We start from the raw sequence: 19275 nt of genomic DNA, 5'->3' as shown, positions 1-19275 counted from the left end.
AGAGGGGAGGCACGGGGCCGTCAGGCCCCGTTCAGCATCCTTTCAGCCAAGCGCCGCCAGCAGATCCATCACCGTGACTTGGTCGAACTGCACATGCGCGGTCATCGCCGCCTCTGCCGCTTCCCGGTCATGAGCAAGGATCAGCGCAGCGATCTCCCGGTGTTCCTTGGCTGACTGCGCTATAACGCCGGGATACTTGTAGCGCGCCCGGTAATAGGCCATCAGCTTGCGCGCGTTGGTCTTGATCATTTCGACCAGGAACGGATTGCCGGAGCCTTCCGCCACACAGGCATGAAACCGCAGGTTCAGCTGGTAGTAACCGGCCGGATCGCCGTCCCCCTTCTCCGCAGCGTGCTTCTCGCAGGCGGCCACCGCCGCCTCCAGTTCCCTGGCCTGCGCCGGCGACAGCCGCCGCGCGGCCAGCGCCGCCGCCTGCCCCTCCAGCCGGGCATGCACTTCCAGGATTGCCAGGAATTCCTCCAGCGTCGGCTTGAACAGCACCGCCCCCTTGCGCGGCAGCCGCTTGATCAGCCCGATCGCCTCCAGCTGGATAAAAGCCTCCCGCACCGGCGTCCGCGAAACCCCGTGACGCTCCACCAGCTCGCTTTCCTCAAGCGGCGCGCCGGGCACCAGCCTTCCGGCCTCGATATCCTCAAGGATTGCGTTCAGAACCTGTTCCGTCTGCCCTGCCATTGCGCCGCCTTTGATGCGTTTCCGGTCAATTTATGCGCCCCTCCGCTGCTTGGCAACGCGGGCTGGGGCGCTGCCCCCGCCCTGCGGGCTCCCCCGGAGTATTTGCGCAAAGGTGAATGAGCAGGACGGTTACCGGGGCACGGGACCGCGGTACTTCTCCGTCAGTTCCTGCGCCACTTCATCCGCTTCATAAACCCCCAGCAGGATCCCCTTGCGCCCGGACTTGCCGCGCCGCGCCTTGATCTGCGCATCCGACAGGGTGATCCGCTGCGACATCCTGAGGCCCCATTCCAACAGCCGGTCGTACATCAGATCGATGACCTCCTGATGCGCATCGCCCTTGGCCAGGTCCACCATCTCCTCCGGGTCGTTCTGCATGTCGAACAGCATCGGCCGCAGCCCGCCTTCGGCATGCATGAATTTCCAGCGCTTGTCGGTGACCATGAACAGCCGCGCGTCCTTCGGCGCCAGCCCCAGTTTTTCGCACAGCGGCATGGTGGAATAGTCGAACTCGGCAATCGCATAGTCGCGCCAATCCGGGCTTTCGCCGCGCAGGAACGGCATAAGCGAGCGCCCCTCCAGGATATGCGGCGCCGGTTCGCCGCCTGCCACTTCCAGGAAAGTGGGCAGGAGGTCAATCGCCTCCACCAGTTCGTCGCAGGTGGTGCCGCGTGTCGCATCAACCTCCGCACGCGGGTCATAGATGATCAGCGGCACCTTGATCGAAGGCTCGTGGAACAGGTTTTTCTCTCCCAGCCAGTGATCGCCCAGATAATCGCCATGGTCCGAGGTCACCACGATCATCGTGTCCCGCATCCGGCCGGTTTCCTCCAGCCAGGCAAACAGCCGCCCCATCTGGTCATCCGCCTGCTTGATCAGCCCCATATAGGCGGGGATTACCTTTTCCCGTACCTCGTCACGGCTGAAAGTCTTGCCGATCTGGTTGTTCATCATGCCATCGAAGACCGGATGCGCATCCTCGCGCTCCGCCTCCGACCGCACCACCGGAAGCACATGCTCCGGTCGGTACATATCGTGGTAGGGCGCAGGCACGATGTACGGCCAATGCGGCTTGATATAGCTCAGATGCGCGCACCAGGGACCTTCCGCCTGTTCGATGAACGCCATCGCCTGAGTGGTCAGCCAGGGTGTTTCACTGTCTTGCTCGGCGATATTGGCAGGCTTGTCTGCGTTGACCATGAACCAGCCGGAGGCAATGTCATCGCCGTCAATCCCGGCATTGGCAAAGTCGTTCCACGGGTTTTCACCCGGATAGCCCTTTTCCTTCAGGTATTCATTATAGGGGCTGCGCTTGCTGTCGTAAAAACCATCCGGCCCTTCCGCCCACAGCCCGTCGTCGCGCACCCACGGATCGAACCCGCATTCCGACTGGCGCACGCCGATCACGCTGTCCGGCGCCAGCCCCAGCCGCCGCATCCCTTCAGCATCTGCCACCATATGGGTCTTGCCGATCAGGTGGCAGCCCATCCCCGCCTTGCGCAGATGGTCGCCCATTGTCCACTCGCCTACCCGCAAGGGGTAGCTGTTGAACTGCACCCCGTGGCTGGAGGGATAGCGCCCGGTATAGCTCGACATCCGCGACGAGCCGCAAGTGGGCGACTGCACATAGGCGCGGGTGAAGCGCACCCCCTTGGCGGCCAGCCCGTCAATGTGTGGCGTGTGCAGATGCGGATGGCCCGCGCAGCTCAGATAGTCGAACCGCAGCTGGTCGAACATGATATAGAGAATGTTCATCGGCGCCTCCCGCTCAGTGCCACCCCATTAATAAACAAGTGAAGCAATTTTGGCGAGGAGATCTTCTTGACCCCAGCGCCCGCTGCCTGACTATGGCGCGTGTTTTTCTTATTCCTTTTGGCTTTCATGACCAGACCCATGCTGCAAACCGCGATCCGCCCCGCCGCCGCAGGCGACTGCACCAGCCTCGCGGCCCTGTCGATCGAAGTTTGGACAGGCACCTACCTGCGCAACGGAGTCAGCGGGCATTTCGCAGACTATGTGCTCAGCCACTACACCCCAGCGCATTTTGCAGAGGCCCTGAATAACCCTGCCGAGCGCCTGCTGGTTTCGCAGAACCGGGACGGCATCGACGGCTACATCCGGCTCGCGCACGGGCGGCCAAGCCCAGCCGGCGGGGCGTCCCGCACCGAGATCGCGACACTCTATGTTCAGCCCCGGCACCACGGGCATGGCACCGGCCTCCGCCTGCTGCAGGCCGGGCTTCAACTATGCCGGTCAAATGGCTGGGACGCGCCCTGGCTCACCAGCAATTCGGAAAACGCGCGCGCGATCTCGTTCTATCTGCGGAACGGGTTTGAGCAGGCAGGCCAGACCCATTTCAGCATCGGACAGGCCAATTACCCCAACACTGTCCTGCAATACCGGGCCTGATAGGGCGCCCCAAGGCCGGCCCGTCTCTTCCCGCCTTTACCGGTCGTTCCCGCAATAACTTTTTTTAGTTGCGCCTGGCGCTGCTGAAGGCGCCGCCAGATCAAACGCCCTGCCTGAACCGGCCGGCCCACGCTCTGCCGCACCAATTCGTTACAGATTTTTCAATCAAACATTTTTCACGTTACATTTCACTTGCTGCGAATCATCTTCCAGCGTAATACCGACCCAACGGTCGGCTTTTCCTGCCGCCGCCACAGGAGACGCGAACACCCATGGATGCTTTCATCTGCGATGCCACCCGCACCCCGATCGGCCGCTACGGCGGCGCGCTGAGCCAGGTGCGGACTGATGACCTTGCCGCTCTGCCGATTGCCGCGCTAGCCGCGCGCAACCCGGACGTTGACTGGGGCAGCCTGGATGATGTGATCCTGGGCGATGCCAACCAGGCCGGCGAAAGCAACCGCAACGTGGCCCGCATGGCGGCACTGCTGGCGGGCCTGTCGACCTCAGTGCCCGGCACCACCATCAACCGCCTCTGCGCCTCCGGCATGGATGCGGTGGGCATGGCGTCCCGCGGCATCAAGGCAGGCGACTATGACATGGCCATCGCCGGCGGTGTCGAAAGCATGTCGCGCGCGCCCTTCGTGATGCCCAAGGCCACCAGCGCCTTCACCCGCGCCAATGCGGTCTATGACACCACCATCGGCTGGCGCTTCGTGAACAAGAAAATGCACGAGATGTACGGCACCGACTCGATGCCGCAGACCGCCGACAACGTGGCAGAGGATTACGGCGTCTCCCGCGAGGATCAGGATGCCTTTGCCGCCCGCAGCCAGGCCCGCTGGGCCGCCGCGCATGAGGCCGGCATCTTCAAGGACGAAATCACCCCGGTCACCATCCCGCAGCGCAAGGGCGATGATCTGGTGGTGGACACCGACGAACACCCCCGCCCCGGCACCTCGGCAGAGAAGCTGTCGGGCCTCAAGGGTGTCAACGGCCCGGACAAGAGCGTGACCGCTGGCAATGCCTCCGGCGTCAACGACGGCGCCGCGGCGATCCTGATGGCGAATGAGGCTGCGGCCGCGAAAAACGGCCTGAAACCGATGGCCCGCATTGTCGGCATGGCCGCCGCCGGCGTCGAGCCGCGCATCATGGGCATCGGCCCGGTGCCCGCCACCCGCAAGGTGCTGGCCCGCACCGGCCTGACCATCGGCCAGATGGACGTGATCGAGCTGAACGAAGCGTTTGCCTCGCAGGGCCTCGCCACCCTGCGCGAGCTTGGCCTTCCGGACGATGCGCCCCATGTTAATCCCAACGGCGGTGCAATTGCACTGGGCCACCCGCTCGGCATGTCCGGGGCGCGGCTGGTGCTGACCGCCGCCTACCAATTGCAGCGCACTGGCGGGCGTTATGCCCTGTGCACCATGTGCGTCGGCGTCGGACAGGGCACCGCCCTGATCCTGGAACGCATTTAACGAAAACCTGAGGAGGTCCCAGACATGTATGCTCAGATGGTCCAATCCGAAGCGACCCAGGACGATCCCGAAAAGCTGGCCGCCTTCCAGGCGCGCATCGACGCGGGCGAGAAGATCGAGCCCAAGGACTGGATGCCCGAAGGCTACCGCAAGACGCTGATCCGCCAGATCGGCCAGCACGCCCACTCGGAAATCGTCGGCCAGCTGCCCGAGGGCAACTGGATCACCCGCGCCCCCACGCTGGAGCGCAAGGCGATCCTGCTCGCCAAGGTGCAGGACGAGGCGGGCCACGGCCTCTACCTCTACTGTGCGGCGGAAACCATGGGCGTTTCGCGCGACGAGCTCACCGAAATGCTGCTCGACGGGCGCATGAAGTATTCGTCGATCTTCAACTACCCGACGCTGAACTGGGCCGACATCGGCGCGGTGGGCTGGCTGGTTGACGGCGCGGCGATCATGAACCAGGTGCCGCTGCAGCGGACCTCCTTCGGCCCCTATTCCCGCGCGATGATCCGCATCTGCAAGGAAGAGAGCTTCCATGCCCGCCAGGGGTTCGACGCCATCCGCAAGATGGCCGAGGGCACGCCTGCGCAGAAGAAAATGGCGCAGGATGCGGTCAACCGCCTTTGGTTCCCGGCGCTGATGATGTTCGGCCCGTCCGACAAGGACTCGGTCCACTCCGCCCAAAGCATGGCCTGGAAGATCAAGATCAACACCAATGACGAGCTGCGCCAGAAATTCGTCGACCAGACGGTGCCGCAGATCGAATTCCTCGGCCTCGACCTGCCGGATCCCACCATCAAGTGGAACGAAGAGCGCGGCCACTACGACTACAGCGACCCGGACTGGTCGGAGTTCTTCGAGGTGATCAAGGGCAACGGCCCCTGCAACGTCGACCGCCTTGCCGCCCGCAACAAGGCCTGGGACGACGGCGCCTGGGTCCGTGATGGCCTGCTTGCCCACGCCAAAAAGAAAGCCGCGCGCCAGCACGCCGCCGAGTAACCCCAAGCATTCCGGCGCTCCGCCCCCAATTAGGACCCGGCGCAGCGCCCCCTCAGCCAGGAGGATTTGAGACATGAAAAACGAATGGCCCCTCTGGGAAATCTTCATCCGCGGCCAGCACGGCATGAGCCACCGCCACGTCGGCTCCCTGCATGCGCCCGACGCTGAAATGGCGATCAAGAACGCCCGCGACGTTTATACCCGCCGCAACGAAGGCGTGTCGATCTGGGTGGTTGAAGCAAACCACATCGCCGCCTCCTCGCCCAGCGACAAGGGCCCGCTGTATGAACCGTCGGAGTCCAAGGTCTACCGCCACCCGACCTTCTTCGACATCCCCGAAGAAGTGGGGGCGATGTAATGACCCGCGAAGACGCATTTTCCCAGTTTCTGCTGCGGATGGGGGACAACACCCTGGTCCTCGGCCACCGGGTCAGCGAATGGTGCGGCCACGCGCCGGTGCTGGAAGAGGACATCGCGCTGGCCAATACCGCGCTCGACCTGATCGGGCAGACCCAAATGTGGCTGGGCCTCGCGGGCGAGGTGCAGGGCGGCAGCAAAACCGCCGACGACCTCGCCTTCCTGCGCGACGCCTGGGATTTCCGCAACGTGTTGTTGTGCGAGGTGCCGAACGGCGACTTCGGCCGCACCCTGATGCGCCAGTTCCTGTTCGATGCCTGGCATTCGATCCAGCTGGGCCGGCTGATGAAATCCTCGGACGAGCGGGTTGCAGCGATTGCCGAAAAGGCCTCGAAAGAGGTTGCCTATCACCTGGAGCGTTCCGCCGACACCGTGGTGGGCCTGGGCGACGGCACCGAGGAAAGCCGCCGCCGGATGCAGGAGGCGCTGGACTACCTGTGGCCCTACGTCGGCGAGATGTTCCAGTCCGACGAGGTCGACGCCGAGATGGTGAAGGCGGGCATCGCCCCCGATCCAGCCTCCCTGCGCGAGGAATATGACGCGCTGGTCTCCCGCATCCTGGGCGACGCGACGCTGACCATTCCGGAGAGCAGCTTTGCCCACAAGGGCGGCCGCACCGGAGCGATGCATACCGAGCACCTGGGCCATCTGCTGACTCAGATGCAATGGCTGCAGCGCGCCTATCCGGGCGCCAAGTGGTAAGGCCGCGGCCAAGGAACTGAAGGCATCGCCCGTCCGGCAAGGCGGGTGGCAAACTCCCGCCTCCCAGGCGGCTGGACGGGTGTTGCCCGGCATGCTGCCGGGCAGAACAGCCAATGAGGGTAACCGCATGAGCCAAGTGACAACTCAGCCAAGCATTGACCAGATCTGGGAATGGCTCGACGCTGTGCCAGACCCGGAAATTCCGGTGATCTCGCTGGTGGACCTGGGCATCATCCGCGATGTGGCTTGGGAGGGCGAGACCCTGGTGGTCACCGTCACCCCGACCTACTCCGGCTGCCCGGCAACTTCGGTGATCAACATGGACATCGAAACCGCCCTGCGCGGCCACGGCATCAAGGATCTGAAACTCAAAACCCAGATCTCTCCTGCCTGGACCACCGACTGGCTTTCCGCCAAGGGCCGCACCAAGCTGGAGGGCTTCGGCATCGCCCCGCCTCAGCCTGCAGGCGGCCCCGAAAAATGCCCGCACTGCGGCAGCAAGAATCTCACCAAGGTCAGCCAGTTCGGCTCGACCCCCTGCAAGGCCCACTGGCGCTGCCAGGACTGCCTGGAACCCTTTGATTATTTCAAGTGCATCTAAGGAGACCCTGATGGCGCGCTTTCACGACCTTGAAGTCACCGACGTCCGCAAGACCATCCGCGATGCGGTGGTTGTCACCCTGAAGCCCGTGAACGGCGCGGCTGCAGAGTTCGATTTCACCCAAGGCCAGTACCTGACCTTCCGCCGCGACTTTGACGGCGAGGAACTGCGCCGCAGCTACTCGATCTGCGCGGGCAAGAACGAAGGCGTCCTGCAAGTCGGCATCAAGCGCGTCGACGGCGGCGCGTTTTCGACCTGGGCCAACACCGAGCTCAAGGCCGGCGACACCCTGCAGGCGATGGCGCCGATGGGGACCTTCTTCACCCCGCTCGACGGCACGGCGGAAAAGCACTACCTGGGCTTTGCCGGCGGCTCCGGCATCACGCCCGTCCTGTCGATCCTCAAAACCACGCTGGACGCTGAACCCAAATCGTCCTTCACGCTGGTCTACGCCAACAAGGGCGTGAACACGATCATGTTCCGCGAGGAACTGGAGGATCTGAAAAACCTCTACATGGGCCGGTTCAACGTGATCCATGTGCTGGAATCGGATGCCCAGGAAATCGACCTGTTCTCCGGCCTGGTCACGCAGGAGAAATGCGCCCAGCTGTTTGAGCACTGGATCGACATCCAGTCGGTCGACACTGCCTTCATCTGCGGCCCGGAGCCGATGATGCTGGGCATCGCCGCGGCGCTGCGCACTGCCGGCCTCACCGACAGCCAGATTAAGTTCGAGCTCTTCGCCTCTGCCCAGCCGGGCCGCGCCAAGCGCAAGGCCGCCGCAAGCGACGCAGGCACCAGCGCCAACCAGACCAGGGCAGCGATCACCCTGGACGGCGCCACCCAGACCATCGACATGGGCAAGGACATGACCCTCTTGGACGCGGCGCTGGAGAACGCCATGGACGCGCCCTATGCGTGCAAGGCAGGCGTCTGCTCCACCTGCCGCTGCAAGGTGCTGGAGGGCGAGGTCGAAATGGTCGCCAACCACGCGCTGGAGGACTACGAAGTCGAAAAAGGCTATGTGCTGTCCTGCCAGGCCTATCCGGTGACCGATAACGTCGTGGTCGATTACGACCAGTAATGCCTGCGCGAGGGAGGAAAGATCATGACTGACGAGATGAGCATCGCAAGCTATCTGGCCCAGGGCGGCGTGCTGAGCAACCCGTCCAACGTGCCGCCGCGCTACCGCGCCGAGCTGATGAAGATGATGGCAACCTTCGTCGACAGCGAGCTGGCGGGTGCTGCCGGCTTTGCCGACATCATCAACGAAGGGCCGGGCATCAAGGCGCGCATCGCTGCCGCCAAGATCGTGCTGGAGAAATCCGACAGCGCCGAAAAGGTGCTGCGCATCATGGGCGATTTCGGCGCCGATACAGAGCGTTATGCCGACCACCACCCCTGGACCGCGCGGCTGGAGCGGGACGCCGACATCGGCCAGACCCGCACCAAGCACGACATGCGGCTGGCCGTGTTCAACTACCCGCTGGAAGGCTGGGCGGATGCGGTGGTGATGAACCTGCTCATGGGCGCCGCCGTCACCGTGCAGCTGGAAGAGCTGAGCCACGTCTCCTACCAGCCGCTGGCCGAGGCGTTCCGCGCCATCCAGCCCATCGAGGCGCATCATGCCGAACTGGCGGAGGAAGGGCTGATGGTGCTGGTGGAGGCGCAAGGCGCCGATGCCCTGCAGGAACTGACGAACTACTGGTGGCCGCGGGTCGCTGCCAGCTTCGGCTCGGAGACCTCGCAAAAGTTCGAAGGGCTCAAGTCCATGGGCCTGCGCCGCACCCCGAATGCGGAGCTGAAGGCGCGCTGGGAACAGGCCGCCTCTGCCGTGCTGGCCAAGGCCGGATTGAAACCGGCCGCCTGACCTTCAAATGGATAACTCCCGCCCGGGCATCAGCGCATCACAGATACGCAGGCCCGGTTGGGCCCGGCGCGCCTGGCAGCGCGCTGGCCGTGCTGCGCCGCCAGGCTGTGCAAATCCACAGGGAAAAGGTGCGGCGCTGCGGAATGGCATCGTGAACGCCTGGCCCCCATCTTTGCAGCAACAGACAGATGGAGGCTGCAATGAGCACCGGCACAGCAACACTTCCCGCAGGCACTGGCATCGGCCATGTCCACCTCAAGGTATCAGACCTGGAGCGGGCAATCGGATTCTACAGCGGCATCCTGGGCTTTGACGTGACCCAGCGGCTGGGCAGCTCTGCCGCCTTCCTTTCAGCTGGCGGCTATCACCACCATATCGGCCTCAACACCTGGCAGTCGCGCGGCGGCCCTGCCCCGGCGCCCAACATGACCGGCCTCTACCATACCGCCATCCTGCTGCCGGACCGCAAGAGCCTGGCCGCGGTGCTGCGCCGGGTGCTGGACGCAGGCATCGCGCTGGAGGGCGCAGCCGATCACGGCGTGTCCGAGGCCATCTACCTGCGCGACCCGGACGGCAACGGAGTGGAGCTGTACCGCGACCGGCCGGAGGCGGAGTGGCCCCGTGCATCGGACGGCAGCCTCGCCATGGGCACGGAGGCCCTGGACTTGCAGGCTTTGCTCGCGGAGGCTGAGCAGGTCAGCAACGATGCCTGAATGTTTTGCGCGCGAAACAATTGGTCAGACATGCTGACTTAATGGACGCTACGTAAATTTTCGACCATCAACAGGCCAAGCCTCTGCAACAAAACATAAAACATGCTCCACCGATGCCGTATCACCGGCATTGACGAGCGATGTTAGGTCTGGACCTCTGACCTTCCTCTGCCTACCCTTGCGGCAAGCACAGGGAGGCAGAACCATGGCTGTGGGCCGCACAATCCGCACTTACTTCAACGGCAGCTGGCAGGATGGCAACCCGGCGGTGATGCGGGCTGCGGACCATGCGATGTGGCTTGGCTCGTCGGTGTTCGACGGCGCACGGCTGTTTGACGGCATGACGCCGGACCTGGATCTGCATTGCGCCCGCACCAATGCCTCGGCAGAGGCGTTGATGATGACGCCCACGCACACGGTTGAACAGATGGTGGAAATCGTCCGCGAAGGCCTGCAGGGCTTTGTCCCCGGCGCCGCGGTCTATATCCGGCCGATGTACTGGGCCGCCGATGGTGACGAGACGCTGATTGCCCCCGACGCCGACAGCACCCGGTTCGCCGTCTGCCTGGAGGAAGTCCCAATGGCAGCTCCTGAGGCCTCAGCCACCCTGACCCGCACCCGCTTCCGCCGCCCGGTGCTGGAGAGCGCGGTGGTGAATGCCAAGGCGGGCTGCCTTTACCCCAACAACGCCCGGATGCTGCGGGAGGCGCGCAGCAAGGGGTTCAGCAACGCGCTGGTGCTGGACGCCATGGGCAATGTCGCAGAAACCGCCACCACCAATGTCTTCATGGTCCGCGACGGCGAGGTCTTCACCCCGATCCCCAACGGTACCTTCCTGGCCGGGATCACCCGCGCCCGGCACATCAGCAACATGCGTGCCGACGGCATCACCGTGCATGAGTGCGTGCTGGGCTATCAGGATTTCGAGGAGGCCGACGAGGTCTTCCTCTCCGGCAATATGAGCAAGGTAACCCCTGTCACCGCTTTTGACAGCTGCCGCTATCAGGCCGGCCCGGTCGCCAAGCGGGTGCGGGACCTCTACTGGGACTGGGCCGCTGGCCGGACCTAACTTCCGGCCCCGGCACCGTTTGCACTGCCAGCGATAGGGCCAGATGCCGTAACCCTATGGCGGCTTTTGGCTCTCTTGCCTGATGGCCCGGCTTGCGCCATGATCCGCGGTGCAACAACGAGAGAGCGAAGATGCGCAAATTCCTTGTGGTCCTGGACGATAGCCGCGAATGCCTGAACGCCATGCGCTTTGCCGCAATGCGGGCAGCGCATACCGGTGCGGGCGTCATCATCCTATCGGTCATCCCGCCGGATGAATTCAACCACTGGATCGGCGTCGGCGAAGTGATGCGGGAGGAAGCCCGCGAGCGGATCCACGCCCATTTCGAGGTATTTGCCAAATGGATGCGCGACCGCCAGAACGTTGACCCTGAGCTGGTGATCCGCGAAGGCGAACCGGTGCCGGAGATCCTCGACTATATCGAGGGCGACCCGGAAATCGGCGTGCTGGTGCTGGGCGCGGGCACCGGCCGCAAGGGGCCGGGGCCGCTGGTCACCCAGCTGACCAAGAACTCCGGCACCCTGCCGGTGCCGATCACCATCGTGCCCGGCGATCTCAGCAAGGAAAAGCTGGAAGCAATCACCTGATTGAAGGGCATGGCAGAGGCGATGACCGGCAGGATTACATTCTGGTTCGAATTCGCCTCCAGCTATTCCTATCTCAGTGTGATGCGCATCGGTGAACTGGCCGCCGCCCGCAATGTTGCTGTGACCTGGAAGCCGTTTCTGCTGGGCCCGATCTTTGCCGCCCAGGGCTGGGACACTTCTCCTTTCAATATCTACCCGGCCAAGGGGCGCTACATGTGGCGCGACATGGAGCGGACCTGCGCGGCTCGCGGCCTGCCCTTCTGCCGCCCGCAAGTGTTTCCCCAGAACGGGCTGATGGCAGCGCGTCTGGCCTTGGCTGCGGCCGAAGAGGACCGCATTGAAGCTTTCGCCAAGGCGGTGTTTCAGGCGCAGTTCGGCGCGGGCTCGGATATTGCACGCGAAGCCGTTCTGAAGGACTGTCTGCGCCAGAGCGGCCTTGATGCGGCGTTGATGCAGTGCACGCAAAACTCCGCAATCAAATCGGCATTGAGGGCGCAGACTGACGAGGCCATTGCAGCGGGCATTTTCGGCGCGCCCAGCTTCACCAGCGGTGCGGAATTGTTCTGGGGCGATGACCGGCTGGAGCAGGCGCTGGACCACGCGGCAGGCGCTATGATTTAGAATCGTTCCAAATCTTGACTTGGCGGACCGCAGGGCGCATATCGGGGGCACGCTTAACGGAGACCCGACATGTTCATTCAGACTGAATCCACGCCCAACCCGGCGACGCTGAAATTCCTGCCGGGCCAGACCGTTCTGGAGGTGGGCACCGCCGACTTCCCCAGCGCAGACGCCGCCGGCAAATCGCCGCTGGCCTCCCGTATCTTTGCGGTCGAGGGCGTGACCGGCGTGTTCTTCGGCAACGACTTCGTGACCGTCACCAAGGCAGAGGGCGTTGAGTGGGACCACATCAAACCCGCCATCCTGGGTGCGGTGATGGAACACTACCAGTCCGGCCAGCCGGTGATGGCGGATGGCACTGCCGACCCGGCTTCGGGCCATGCCGAGCATTCCGGCGAGGACGCCGAGATCGTCAACCAGATCAAGGAGCTGCTGGACAGCCGGGTGCGCCCTGCGGTGGCCCAGGACGGCGGCGATATCACCTTCCACGGTTTCGACCGCGGCGTTGTCTACCTGCACATGCAGGGCGCCTGCGCCGGATGCCCGTCCTCGACCCTGACCCTGAAGATGGGCATCGAGAATCTGCTGCGCCACTACATCCCGGAAGTCACCGAGGTGCGTCCGGTTGCCGTCTGACCGGTTGCGAAAGGACATCTGATGGCTTCCGAACCGCTGGTTCTGGGATTTGACACATCGGCCGCGCATTGCGCGGCCGCTTTGCTGCGCGGTGATGCGGTGCTGGCCTCCCGGCTGGAAGAGATGTCCCGCGGACAGGCCGAACGGCTGGTGCCGCTCTTGGAAGAGGTGCTGGCGGAGGGCGGTGCCGCCTGGGCCGGCCTCGACGCCATCGGCGTGGGCATCGGCCCCGGCAATTTCACGGGCATCCGCATTGCGGTTTCCGCCGCCCGCGGGCTGGCGCTGGGGCTGGAGGTGCCAGTTGTGGGCGTGGACGGTTTTGAGGCCCGCGCCGCCGAGGGCACCCTGCCCGCGGTGCCTGCGCCGCGCGATCAGGTCTATGCCGCCCTGCCCGGGGAGGCACCGCGTCTGATGCCGCGCCAGGAGGCCGAGGACGCCGCCCGCGGTGCCGGGCTGGCCTGTGCGCCCGAAGCAAGCCCCGCCGGGATCGCCGAAGCTATAGCACGCATTGCAGCCGGGCGGTTTCAAACCGTGACAGAGCCGCCTGCGCCGCTGTACCTGCGCGCGGCTGATGCGGCGCCCTCCAGCGACGTGCCGCCGGCGCTGATTGATGAGTGATCCGCTGACACCGGAAGCGATGGCCGCCACCCATGCCGCGGCCTTCACCCAGTCGCGGCCCTGGTCGGCAGCAGAATTTGCCGGCCTCCTCGACAGCCCGCTGGTCTTTGCCGCCGGCAGCGCCCGCTGTTTTGCTCTGGTGCGGGTGATTGCGGATGAGGCCGAAATGCTGACCATCGCCACAGATCCGGCCCATCAGCGCCAGGGGCTGGCCCGCGCCTGCATGGCGGACTGGGAATCAGCCGCCCGCGCGCGCGGCGCCGCCGAGGTGTTCCTGGAAGTGGCCGCCGACAACGCGCCCGCACAGGCGCTGTACCGCGCCTGCGGATTCGCGGAATGCGGGCGCCGGGTGGGATATTACCGCCGCCAGGACGCAAAAGCCGCGGACGCAATCCTGATGAGAAAAGCTTTACGCTAGGCCAGTTGCGCGGATTTCGCACCATTTGGTCAAAAAGCGGTTGACCCCCTCCCTGCCCTGCAGGCTAAATTGCCGCACCCTCTAAGGCCTGAACGGGGCCGGGCAGCGGAAAACCCCCGCTGCATCCAACAAAAATGACAGTGGGAGTTAACCTGATGACCCTGATGAAACCGCTGATGGGCGCAGCCGCGTCGCTGGCCCTGACCGCAGGTGCCGCGCTGGCGGAACCGGCGCTGATCTTCGATCTGGGCGGCAAGTTCGACAAGAGCTTCAACGAAGCCGCGCATGGCGGCGCCCAGCGCTGGGCTGAAGAGACCGGCGAAACCTACCGCGAGATCGAACTGCAGTCCGAAGCCCAGCGCGAGCAGGCCCTGCGCCGCTTTGCCGAGGCCGGCGCCAACCCGATCGTGATGGTGGGCTTTGCCTTCGCCGATGCCCTGGGCCAGGTGGCTGCCGATTACCCGGACACCAAATTCACCATCATCGACATGGTGGTTGAGGGCGACAACGTGCGCTCTGTTGTCTTCAATGAACACGAAGGCTCCTATCTGGTCGGCATGATGGCGGCGATGGCGTCCAAGTCGAACACCGTCGGCTTCATCGGCGGCATGGACATCCCGCTGATCCGCAAGTTCGCCTGCGGCTATGCCCAGGGCGTCAGCGCAGCCAACCCGGATGCCAAGGTCATCGCCAACATGACCGGCACCACCCCGGCGGCTTGGAACGACCCGGTCAAGGGCTCGGAGCTGACCAAGGCGCAGATCAGCCAGGGCGCGGACGTGGTTTATGCCGCGGCCGGCGGCACCGGTGTGGGCGTGCTGCAGACCGCAGCCGACGAAGGCATCCTGTCGATCGGTGTGGACAGCAACCAGAACCACCTGCATCCGGGCCAGGTGCTGACCTCGATGACCAAGAACGTCGGCAACGCCGTGTTCGAAGCCTTCTCCGACGGCGCGGACATGGAGACCGGCTTCTCGGTCATGGGCCTGTCCAACGGCGGTGTCGGCTATGCCATGGACGAGCACAACGCGTCGCTTGTCTCTGCCGAAATGCAGTCTGCCGTGGATGACGCTGCCGCCAAGATCGCCTCGGGCGAGATCAAGGTGCATGACTACATGTCCGACGACAGCTGCCCTGCGCTGAGCTTCTAAAGAGAAAGCCCCAGGCCATGACGGATTCTATTCACATTCTGTTTGCGGCCTGGGGCGACCCATCGCCCGAAGCCCGCGCCGAAAAGACGGACGCGGCCATCGGGCCCGGCTTTTATTACTCCGATCCCAACACCCCTGCCCCCATCTCCGGGCGCGACGCCTACCTGGACTATGTCGCGCAGTTCAGCGCGATGATGCCGGGCGCCGCAGCCAGGGTCGTTGCCGTCTCGGAACACCACGGCCATGCGCGCGCCACGGTGGATTTCGAAAAAGACGGCCAGCGCATGGTGCGCGGCCAGTATTTTGCCGATCTGAAAGACGGCAAGGTGGTGCGGCTGATCGGATTCACAGGCATGGGAGAGCCCGATTGACCGCCCCCGCCATCGAACTCAAAGGCATTTCCAAGGCCTTTGGCCCGGTCCAGGCTAACAAGGACATTTCCATCAGCGTCGCCCCCGGCACCATCCACGGCATCATCGGTGAAAACGGTGCAGGCAAATCGACGCTGATGTCGATCCTCTATGGGTTTTACAAGGCCGACAGCGGCGAGATCTGGATCAAGGGCAAGAAGACCGCGATCCCGGACAGCCAGGCAGCCATTGCCGCGGGCATCGGCATGGTGTTCCAGCACTTCAAGCTGGTGGAGAATTTCACCGTGCTGGAAAACATCGTGCTGGGGGCCGAGGACAGCGGCATGCTGATGCCCTCGCTGCGCCGCGCCCGCAAGGAGCTGAAGGCGCTGGAGGAGGAATACGAGCTGTTCGTGGACCCTGACGCCCGCATCGACGAGATCGGCGTCGGCATGCAGCAGCGGGTGGAGATCCTCAAGGCGCTTTACCGCAAGGCTGAAATCCTGATCCTGGACGAACCCACCGGCGTGCTGACGCCGTCAGAGGCCGACCAGCTGTTCCGTATTCTCGACCGGCTGCGCGCCGAAGGAAAGACCATCATCCTGATCACCCACAAGCTGCGGGAGATCATGGAATACACAGACACGGTGTCCGTCATGCGCCGCGGCCAGATGACCGCCACCGTCAAGACCGCCGAGACCAGCCCCGAGCACCTGGCAGAGCTGATGGTGGGCCGCAAGGTGCTGCTGCGCGTTGACAAGATTCCGGCCCAGCCCGGCGCCCCGATCCTGGAGATCGAGAACCTGCGTGTGGTGGACAGCGCCGGGGTCGAGCGCGTCAAGGGCATCGACTTGACCGTGCGCGCAGGCGAGATCGTCGGCATTGCCGGTGTGGCCGGCAATGGCCAGTCGGAGCTCTTGGAGGTTCTGGGCGGCATGCGCCCCGGCACCGGTAGCATCAAACTGCATGGCACGCCCCTGCCCCTGCACGGCCAGGGCTCGGATGCCGCCGCGCGGCGCGCCGCCCATATCGGCCATGTGCCGGAGGACCGCCAGCGCGAGGGCCTGATCATGGACTTCCACGCCTGGGAGAACGTGGCCTTCGGCTATCACCGCGACGCCGCCTATCAGAACGGTATTCTGATGAACAACGCAGCGCTGCGCGCAGATACCGAGGCCAAGATGGAGAAATTCGACGTACGCCCGCCCGATCCCTGGCTGGCGGCCAAGAACTTCTCCGGCGGCAACCAGCAGAAAATCGTCGTGGCGCGCGAGATCGAGCGCAACCCCGACCTCTTGCTGGTCGGCCAGCCGACCCGCGGCGTCGACATCGGCGCCATCGAATTCATTCACAAGCAGATCGTCGAACTGCGCGACCAGGGCAAGGCGATCCTGCTGGTCTCGGTCGAGCTGGAGGAGATCCTGTCGCTCGCCGACCGGGTTGCGGTGATGTTTGACGGCATGATCATGGGCGAACGGCCTGCCGATCAGACCGATGAGAAAGAACTGGGCCTCTTGATGGCCGGTGTCGCGGGGGAGGCCGCGTAAATGGACAAGATGCCGAAATGGGCCGATGTGGTCCTGATTCCGCTGATCAGCCTGATCCTGGCCGCGATCCTGTCGGCCTTGGTGATCCTCGGGATCGGCGAAGACCCGGTTGCCGCGGTCAAGCTGATGGTCGAAGGCGCCTTGGGCTCCACCTATGGCTGGGGCTATACGCTGTACTACGCCACCAATTTCATGTTCACCGGGCTTGCGGTGGCGATTGCCGCCCATGCGGGCCTGTTCAACATCGGCGGCGAAGGCCAGGCGATGCTGGGCGGGCTTGGCGTCGCGCTGGTCTGCCTGCTGATCCCCTGGCCGCACTGGACGCTGGCGCTGGTCTTTGCGGCGCTCGGTGCCGGGATCTTTGGCGCAGCCTGGGCCGCAATCCCCGCCTATCTGCAGGCCAAGCGCGGCAGCCACATCGTGATCACCACCATCATGTTCAACTTCATCGCCGCGGCGGTGCTGAACTATGTGCTGGTCAACCTCTTGCGCCCCGTGGGCTCCATGGACCCGGCCACTGAACGCTTCCCCGAGTCCGTGCACTTGCCGTCCCTGCATGAGCTGCTGGCTCCGATCGGGATCGAATTTTCGAAGTCCGCCCCCGCCAACGTCAGCCTGCTGGTGGCCGTCGGCGCCTGCCTGTTTGTCTGGCTGCTGATCTGGCGCACGCCGCTGGGTTATGAAATCCGCTCCCTGGGCAAATCGGAGCCGGGCGCGCGCTATGCCGGCATCTCCTCTGTCCGCACCATCATGATCGCGATGCTGATCTCCGGCGCTCTGGCCGGCATGATGGCAATCAACAACGTCATGGGAGAGGCTGAGCGGCTGGTGCTGAACGCCACCGAAGGCGCCGGTTTCATCGGCATCGCGGTGGCGCTGATGGGGCGCAACCACCCGTTCGGCGTGTTCCTGGCGGCGATCCTCTTTGGCTTCCTCTACCAGGGCGGCGCCGAGCTGGCGCTCTGGACCTCGATCCCGCGGGAGCTGATCGTGGTGATCCAGGCGCTGGTGATCCTGTTCACCGGCGCGCTCGACAACATGGTGCGGATGCCGCTTGAGAAGATCTTCCTGGCGGTGCGGAAGGGGCAGAACTGATGGATTTCCTGACGATCATCCAGCTCTTGGATTCCACCGTCCGCCTGGCCACGCCTTTGCTGCTGGCCTGCCTTGCGGGGCTGTTTTCCGAACGCGCAGGCATTTTCGACATCGGCCTTGAGGGCAAGATGCTGATGGCCGCCTTCTTCTCCGCCGCTGTGGCAGCCGTCACCGGCAATGTCTGGCTGGGGCTGCTGGCCGGCATCGGTTCGTCGCTGCTGCTGGCGGCGCTGCACGGGGTGGCCTCCATCACCTTCCGCGGCAACCAGCTGATCTCCGGCGTGGCGATCAACTTCCTGGCGGCGGGCATGACAGTGCTGATCGCCCAGGACTGGTTCCAGCAGGGCGGCCGCACCCCCTCGCTGATCGGCGGCGGCCGCTTCACTCCGTTCGACCTGCCGTTTGCCGGGAGCGTCTCTGGCGTGCCGGTGCTGGGTCCTATTTACTCCGAGCTGCTCTCGGGCCACTCGATCCTGGTCTACATCGCTTTCCTGGCGGTACCCGCCACCTGGTGGGTGCTGTTTCGCACCCGCTTTGGCCTGCGCCTGCGCGCGGTGGGGGAAAACCCGGCCGCGGTCGATACCGCCGGGGTTTCGGTTGTCGGCCTGCGCTACGCGGCTGTTTTGATCTGCGGTCTGTTGTGCGGCATTGCGGGCGCCTACCTGGCCACCGCGCTGCAAGCGGGTTTCGTTAAGGACATGACCGCCGGCCGCGGCTTCATCGCCCTGGCGGCGCTGATCTTTGCCAAGTGGCGGCCCTGGCACGCGATGGGCGCCTGCCTGCTGTTCGGCCTGCTGCAGGCGATCGCGCTGCGCTTTCAGAACATTGAGCTCGGCGGCATCACCATTCCAGTGCAGGCAATGGATGCGCTGCCCTACGTGCTGACGGTGGTGATCCTGGCCGGTTTCGTCGGCAAGGCGATCCCGCCCCGGGCCGGCGGCGAGCCCTACGTCAAGGAGCGCTAAGCGCTGTCTGCAGCTGTTGCAACGCCCGCCCCCTCGCCGGGCGTTGCATTTTCCCGCCCTTCGTCTTTTCCGGGTCAAGGGCCGCGCAGCGGCGGCGCGCAGGCGCCGTTCACCGTTGACGCGGAAAAGACGCAAGCACACTTGGCATGGCCATCTGAGGGGCAGCCCTGCCCGTCAGAGGCCTCTCAGCAGAACCTCTTTCCCGCCGCACGCAGTGCGGCGCCCGGCCCAAGGCCGTCAAGGCGAAGGGCCATGGCCTTCACCTGCAGTCGCAGGAGCACCTGCCCTTAGGTCCAGTTCACCACACTCTGTCGGTCCTGTCCGCCGCAGTGCCGC

At 64.6% G+C, this 19275-nt stretch carries 22 protein-coding genes; 20 read left to right on the top strand and 2 right to left on the bottom strand.

The genetic code is table 11. From position 1 onward, the window contains the following. Window positions 1-42: 42 nt before the first annotated feature. Window positions 43-693: a GntR family transcriptional regulator gene (locus KUW17_RS12765; protein ID WP_222479617.1), complete on the bottom strand. Its 651-nt coding sequence runs from the start codon at window positions 691-693 to the stop codon at window positions 43-45. 129 nt (window positions 694-822) lie between these two features. Further along, complete coding sequence (locus KUW17_RS12760; protein WP_222479615.1) at window positions 823-2448, bottom strand: sulfatase-like hydrolase/transferase; 1626 nt, start codon at window positions 2446-2448, stop codon at window positions 823-825. Window positions 2449-2574: 126 nt separating this feature from the next. On the opposite strand from KUW17_RS12760, the gene KUW17_RS12755 reads away from it, so the two are divergent. From KUW17_RS12755 to KUW17_RS12660, 20 genes are all read left to right on the top strand, one after another. After that, window positions 2575-3102 carry a GNAT family N-acetyltransferase gene (locus KUW17_RS12755; protein WP_222479613.1) on the top strand — a complete coding sequence of 176 codons (528 nt, stop codon included), beginning with the start codon at window positions 2575-2577 and terminating at the stop codon, window positions 3100-3102. 272 nt (window positions 3103-3374) lie between these two features. Beyond that, complete coding sequence (gene pcaF, locus KUW17_RS12750; protein ID WP_222479611.1) at window positions 3375-4577, top strand: 3-oxoadipyl-CoA thiolase; 1203 nt, start codon at window positions 3375-3377, stop codon at window positions 4575-4577. A gap of 24 nt (window positions 4578-4601) precedes the next feature. Beyond that, window positions 4602-5579, top strand: coding sequence for a 1,2-phenylacetyl-CoA epoxidase subunit PaaA (gene paaA / locus KUW17_RS12745; protein ID WP_222479609.1), 978 nt, complete (start codon window positions 4602-4604; stop codon window positions 5577-5579). A 73-nt stretch (window positions 5580-5652) separates the two neighbouring features. After that, on the top strand, window positions 5653-5937 hold the full coding sequence (gene paaB, locus KUW17_RS12740; RefSeq protein WP_008557866.1) for a 1,2-phenylacetyl-CoA epoxidase subunit PaaB: 285 nt from the start codon (window positions 5653-5655) through the stop codon (window positions 5935-5937). Next, the gene (gene paaC, locus KUW17_RS12735; RefSeq protein WP_222479607.1) at window positions 5937-6698 is read left to right on the top strand and encodes a 1,2-phenylacetyl-CoA epoxidase subunit PaaC; all 762 of its coding nucleotides are present in this window, start codon (window positions 5937-5939) and stop codon (window positions 6696-6698) included. The genes paaB and paaC overlap by 1 nt, the downstream gene beginning before the upstream one ends. A 127-nt stretch (window positions 6699-6825) precedes the next feature. Next, window positions 6826-7299 (top strand): 1,2-phenylacetyl-CoA epoxidase subunit PaaD, encoded by a 474-nt coding sequence (gene paaD, locus KUW17_RS12730; RefSeq protein ID WP_222479605.1) that lies wholly within the window; start codon window positions 6826-6828, stop codon window positions 7297-7299. Window positions 7300-7309: 10 nt separating this feature from the next. Further along, window positions 7310-8383 (top strand): 1,2-phenylacetyl-CoA epoxidase subunit PaaE, encoded by a 1074-nt coding sequence (gene paaE, locus KUW17_RS12725; RefSeq protein ID WP_222479603.1) that lies wholly within the window; start codon window positions 7310-7312, stop codon window positions 8381-8383. 24 nt (window positions 8384-8407) lie between these two features. Beyond that, window positions 8408-9169 carry a Phenylacetic acid catabolic protein gene (locus KUW17_RS12720; protein WP_222479601.1) on the top strand — a complete coding sequence of 254 codons (762 nt, stop codon included), beginning with the start codon at window positions 8408-8410 and terminating at the stop codon, window positions 9167-9169. 200 nt (window positions 9170-9369) lie between these two features. Continuing rightward, entirely contained in the window at window positions 9370-9882 is a 513-nt protein-coding gene (locus KUW17_RS12715; RefSeq protein WP_222479599.1) for a VOC family protein, read from the top strand. A 205-nt stretch (window positions 9883-10087) separates the two neighbouring features. Continuing rightward, the gene (locus tag KUW17_RS12710) at window positions 10088-10951 is read left to right on the top strand and encodes a branched-chain amino acid aminotransferase (protein ID WP_222479596.1); all 864 of its coding nucleotides are present in this window, start codon (window positions 10088-10090) and stop codon (window positions 10949-10951) included. Window positions 10952-11082: 131 nt separating this feature from the next. Continuing rightward, window positions 11083-11538 carry a universal stress protein gene (locus KUW17_RS12705; RefSeq protein ID WP_222479594.1) on the top strand — a complete coding sequence of 152 codons (456 nt, stop codon included), beginning with the start codon at window positions 11083-11085 and terminating at the stop codon, window positions 11536-11538. 21 nt (window positions 11539-11559) lie between these two features. Further along, window positions 11560-12159: a 2-hydroxychromene-2-carboxylate isomerase gene (locus tag KUW17_RS12700; protein ID WP_222479592.1), complete on the top strand. Its 600-nt coding sequence runs from the start codon at window positions 11560-11562 to the stop codon at window positions 12157-12159. 69 nt (window positions 12160-12228) lie between these two features. Next, window positions 12229-12795, top strand: a complete 567-nt coding sequence (locus KUW17_RS12695) for a NifU family protein (RefSeq protein ID WP_222479590.1) — start codon at window positions 12229-12231, stop codon at window positions 12793-12795. A 21-nt stretch (window positions 12796-12816) separates the two neighbouring features. Continuing rightward, window positions 12817-13413: a tRNA (adenosine(37)-N6)-threonylcarbamoyltransferase complex dimerization subunit type 1 TsaB gene (gene tsaB / locus KUW17_RS12690; protein ID WP_222479588.1), complete on the top strand. Its 597-nt coding sequence runs from the start codon at window positions 12817-12819 to the stop codon at window positions 13411-13413. After that, window positions 13406-13831 carry a GNAT family N-acetyltransferase gene (locus KUW17_RS12685; protein ID WP_261397172.1) on the top strand — a complete coding sequence of 142 codons (426 nt, stop codon included), beginning with the start codon at window positions 13406-13408 and terminating at the stop codon, window positions 13829-13831. The genes tsaB and KUW17_RS12685 overlap by 8 nt, the downstream gene beginning before the upstream one ends. A 155-nt stretch (window positions 13832-13986) precedes the next feature. Next, entirely contained in the window at window positions 13987-14982 is a 996-nt protein-coding gene (locus KUW17_RS12680) for a BMP family protein (protein ID WP_222479586.1), read from the top strand. Between the two features lie 17 nt (window positions 14983-14999). Then, window positions 15000-15353 (top strand): nuclear transport factor 2 family protein, encoded by a 354-nt coding sequence (locus tag KUW17_RS12675; protein ID WP_222479583.1) that lies wholly within the window; start codon window positions 15000-15002, stop codon window positions 15351-15353. Next, window positions 15350-16879, top strand: coding sequence for an ABC transporter ATP-binding protein (locus KUW17_RS12670; protein WP_222479581.1), 1530 nt, complete (start codon window positions 15350-15352; stop codon window positions 16877-16879). Before KUW17_RS12675 ends, KUW17_RS12670 begins: the two co-directional genes overlap by 4 nt. Beyond that, window positions 16880-17974, top strand: coding sequence for an ABC transporter permease (locus tag KUW17_RS12665; RefSeq protein WP_222479579.1), 1095 nt, complete (start codon window positions 16880-16882; stop codon window positions 17972-17974). It abuts the gene before it with no gap. Then, the gene (locus KUW17_RS12660) at window positions 17974-18939 is read left to right on the top strand and encodes an ABC transporter permease (RefSeq protein WP_222479577.1); all 966 of its coding nucleotides are present in this window, start codon (window positions 17974-17976) and stop codon (window positions 18937-18939) included. The genes KUW17_RS12665 and KUW17_RS12660 overlap by 1 nt, the downstream gene beginning before the upstream one ends. Window positions 18940-19275 lie beyond the last annotated feature (336 nt).

Source organism: Leisingera aquaemixtae (assembly GCF_019801145.1).
In the GTDB taxonomy this organism is placed as follows: domain Bacteria; phylum Pseudomonadota; class Alphaproteobacteria; order Rhodobacterales; family Rhodobacteraceae; genus Leisingera; species Leisingera aquaemixtae_A.
The sequence above is the reverse complement of the archived record's forward strand: the minus strand, read 5'-3'. Positions and strand labels throughout refer to the sequence as shown.

What these genes read in the sequence shown, in the direction of transcription:
- KUW17_RS12765 (WP_222479617.1), bottom strand. Translation starts at nt 693, where the DNA reads ATGGCAGGGCAGACGGAACAGGTTCTGAACGCAATCCTTGAGGATATC.
- KUW17_RS12760 (WP_222479615.1), bottom strand. Translation starts at nt 2,448, where the DNA reads ATGAACATTCTCTATATCATGTTCGACCAGCTGCGGTTCGACTATCTG.
- KUW17_RS12755 (WP_222479613.1), top strand. Translation starts at nt 2,575, where the DNA reads ATGACCAGACCCATGCTGCAAACCGCGATCCGCCCCGCCGCCGCAGGC.
- pcaF (WP_222479611.1), top strand. Translation starts at nt 3,375, where the DNA reads ATGGATGCTTTCATCTGCGATGCCACCCGCACCCCGATCGGCCGCTAC.
- paaA (WP_222479609.1), top strand. Translation starts at nt 4,602, where the DNA reads ATGTATGCTCAGATGGTCCAATCCGAAGCGACCCAGGACGATCCCGAA.
- paaB (WP_008557866.1), top strand. Translation starts at nt 5,653, where the DNA reads ATGAAAAACGAATGGCCCCTCTGGGAAATCTTCATCCGCGGCCAGCAC.
- paaC (WP_222479607.1), top strand. Translation starts at nt 5,937, where the DNA reads ATGACCCGCGAAGACGCATTTTCCCAGTTTCTGCTGCGGATGGGGGAC.
- paaD (WP_222479605.1), top strand. Translation starts at nt 6,826, where the DNA reads ATGAGCCAAGTGACAACTCAGCCAAGCATTGACCAGATCTGGGAATGG.
- paaE (WP_222479603.1), top strand. Translation starts at nt 7,310, where the DNA reads ATGGCGCGCTTTCACGACCTTGAAGTCACCGACGTCCGCAAGACCATC.
- KUW17_RS12720 (WP_222479601.1), top strand. Translation starts at nt 8,408, where the DNA reads ATGACTGACGAGATGAGCATCGCAAGCTATCTGGCCCAGGGCGGCGTG.
- KUW17_RS12715 (WP_222479599.1), top strand. Translation starts at nt 9,370, where the DNA reads ATGAGCACCGGCACAGCAACACTTCCCGCAGGCACTGGCATCGGCCAT.
- KUW17_RS12710 (WP_222479596.1), top strand. Translation starts at nt 10,088, where the DNA reads ATGGCTGTGGGCCGCACAATCCGCACTTACTTCAACGGCAGCTGGCAG.
- KUW17_RS12705 (WP_222479594.1), top strand. Translation starts at nt 11,083, where the DNA reads ATGCGCAAATTCCTTGTGGTCCTGGACGATAGCCGCGAATGCCTGAAC.
- KUW17_RS12700 (WP_222479592.1), top strand. Translation starts at nt 11,560, where the DNA reads ATGACCGGCAGGATTACATTCTGGTTCGAATTCGCCTCCAGCTATTCC.
- KUW17_RS12695 (WP_222479590.1), top strand. Translation starts at nt 12,229, where the DNA reads ATGTTCATTCAGACTGAATCCACGCCCAACCCGGCGACGCTGAAATTC.
- tsaB (WP_222479588.1), top strand. Translation starts at nt 12,817, where the DNA reads ATGGCTTCCGAACCGCTGGTTCTGGGATTTGACACATCGGCCGCGCAT.
- KUW17_RS12685 (WP_261397172.1), top strand. Translation starts at nt 13,406, where the DNA reads ATGAGTGATCCGCTGACACCGGAAGCGATGGCCGCCACCCATGCCGCG.
- KUW17_RS12680 (WP_222479586.1), top strand. Translation starts at nt 13,987, where the DNA reads ATGACCCTGATGAAACCGCTGATGGGCGCAGCCGCGTCGCTGGCCCTG.
- KUW17_RS12675 (WP_222479583.1), top strand. Translation starts at nt 15,000, where the DNA reads ATGACGGATTCTATTCACATTCTGTTTGCGGCCTGGGGCGACCCATCG.
- KUW17_RS12665 (WP_222479579.1), top strand. Translation starts at nt 16,880, where the DNA reads ATGGACAAGATGCCGAAATGGGCCGATGTGGTCCTGATTCCGCTGATC.
- KUW17_RS12660 (WP_222479577.1), top strand. Translation starts at nt 17,974, where the DNA reads ATGGATTTCCTGACGATCATCCAGCTCTTGGATTCCACCGTCCGCCTG.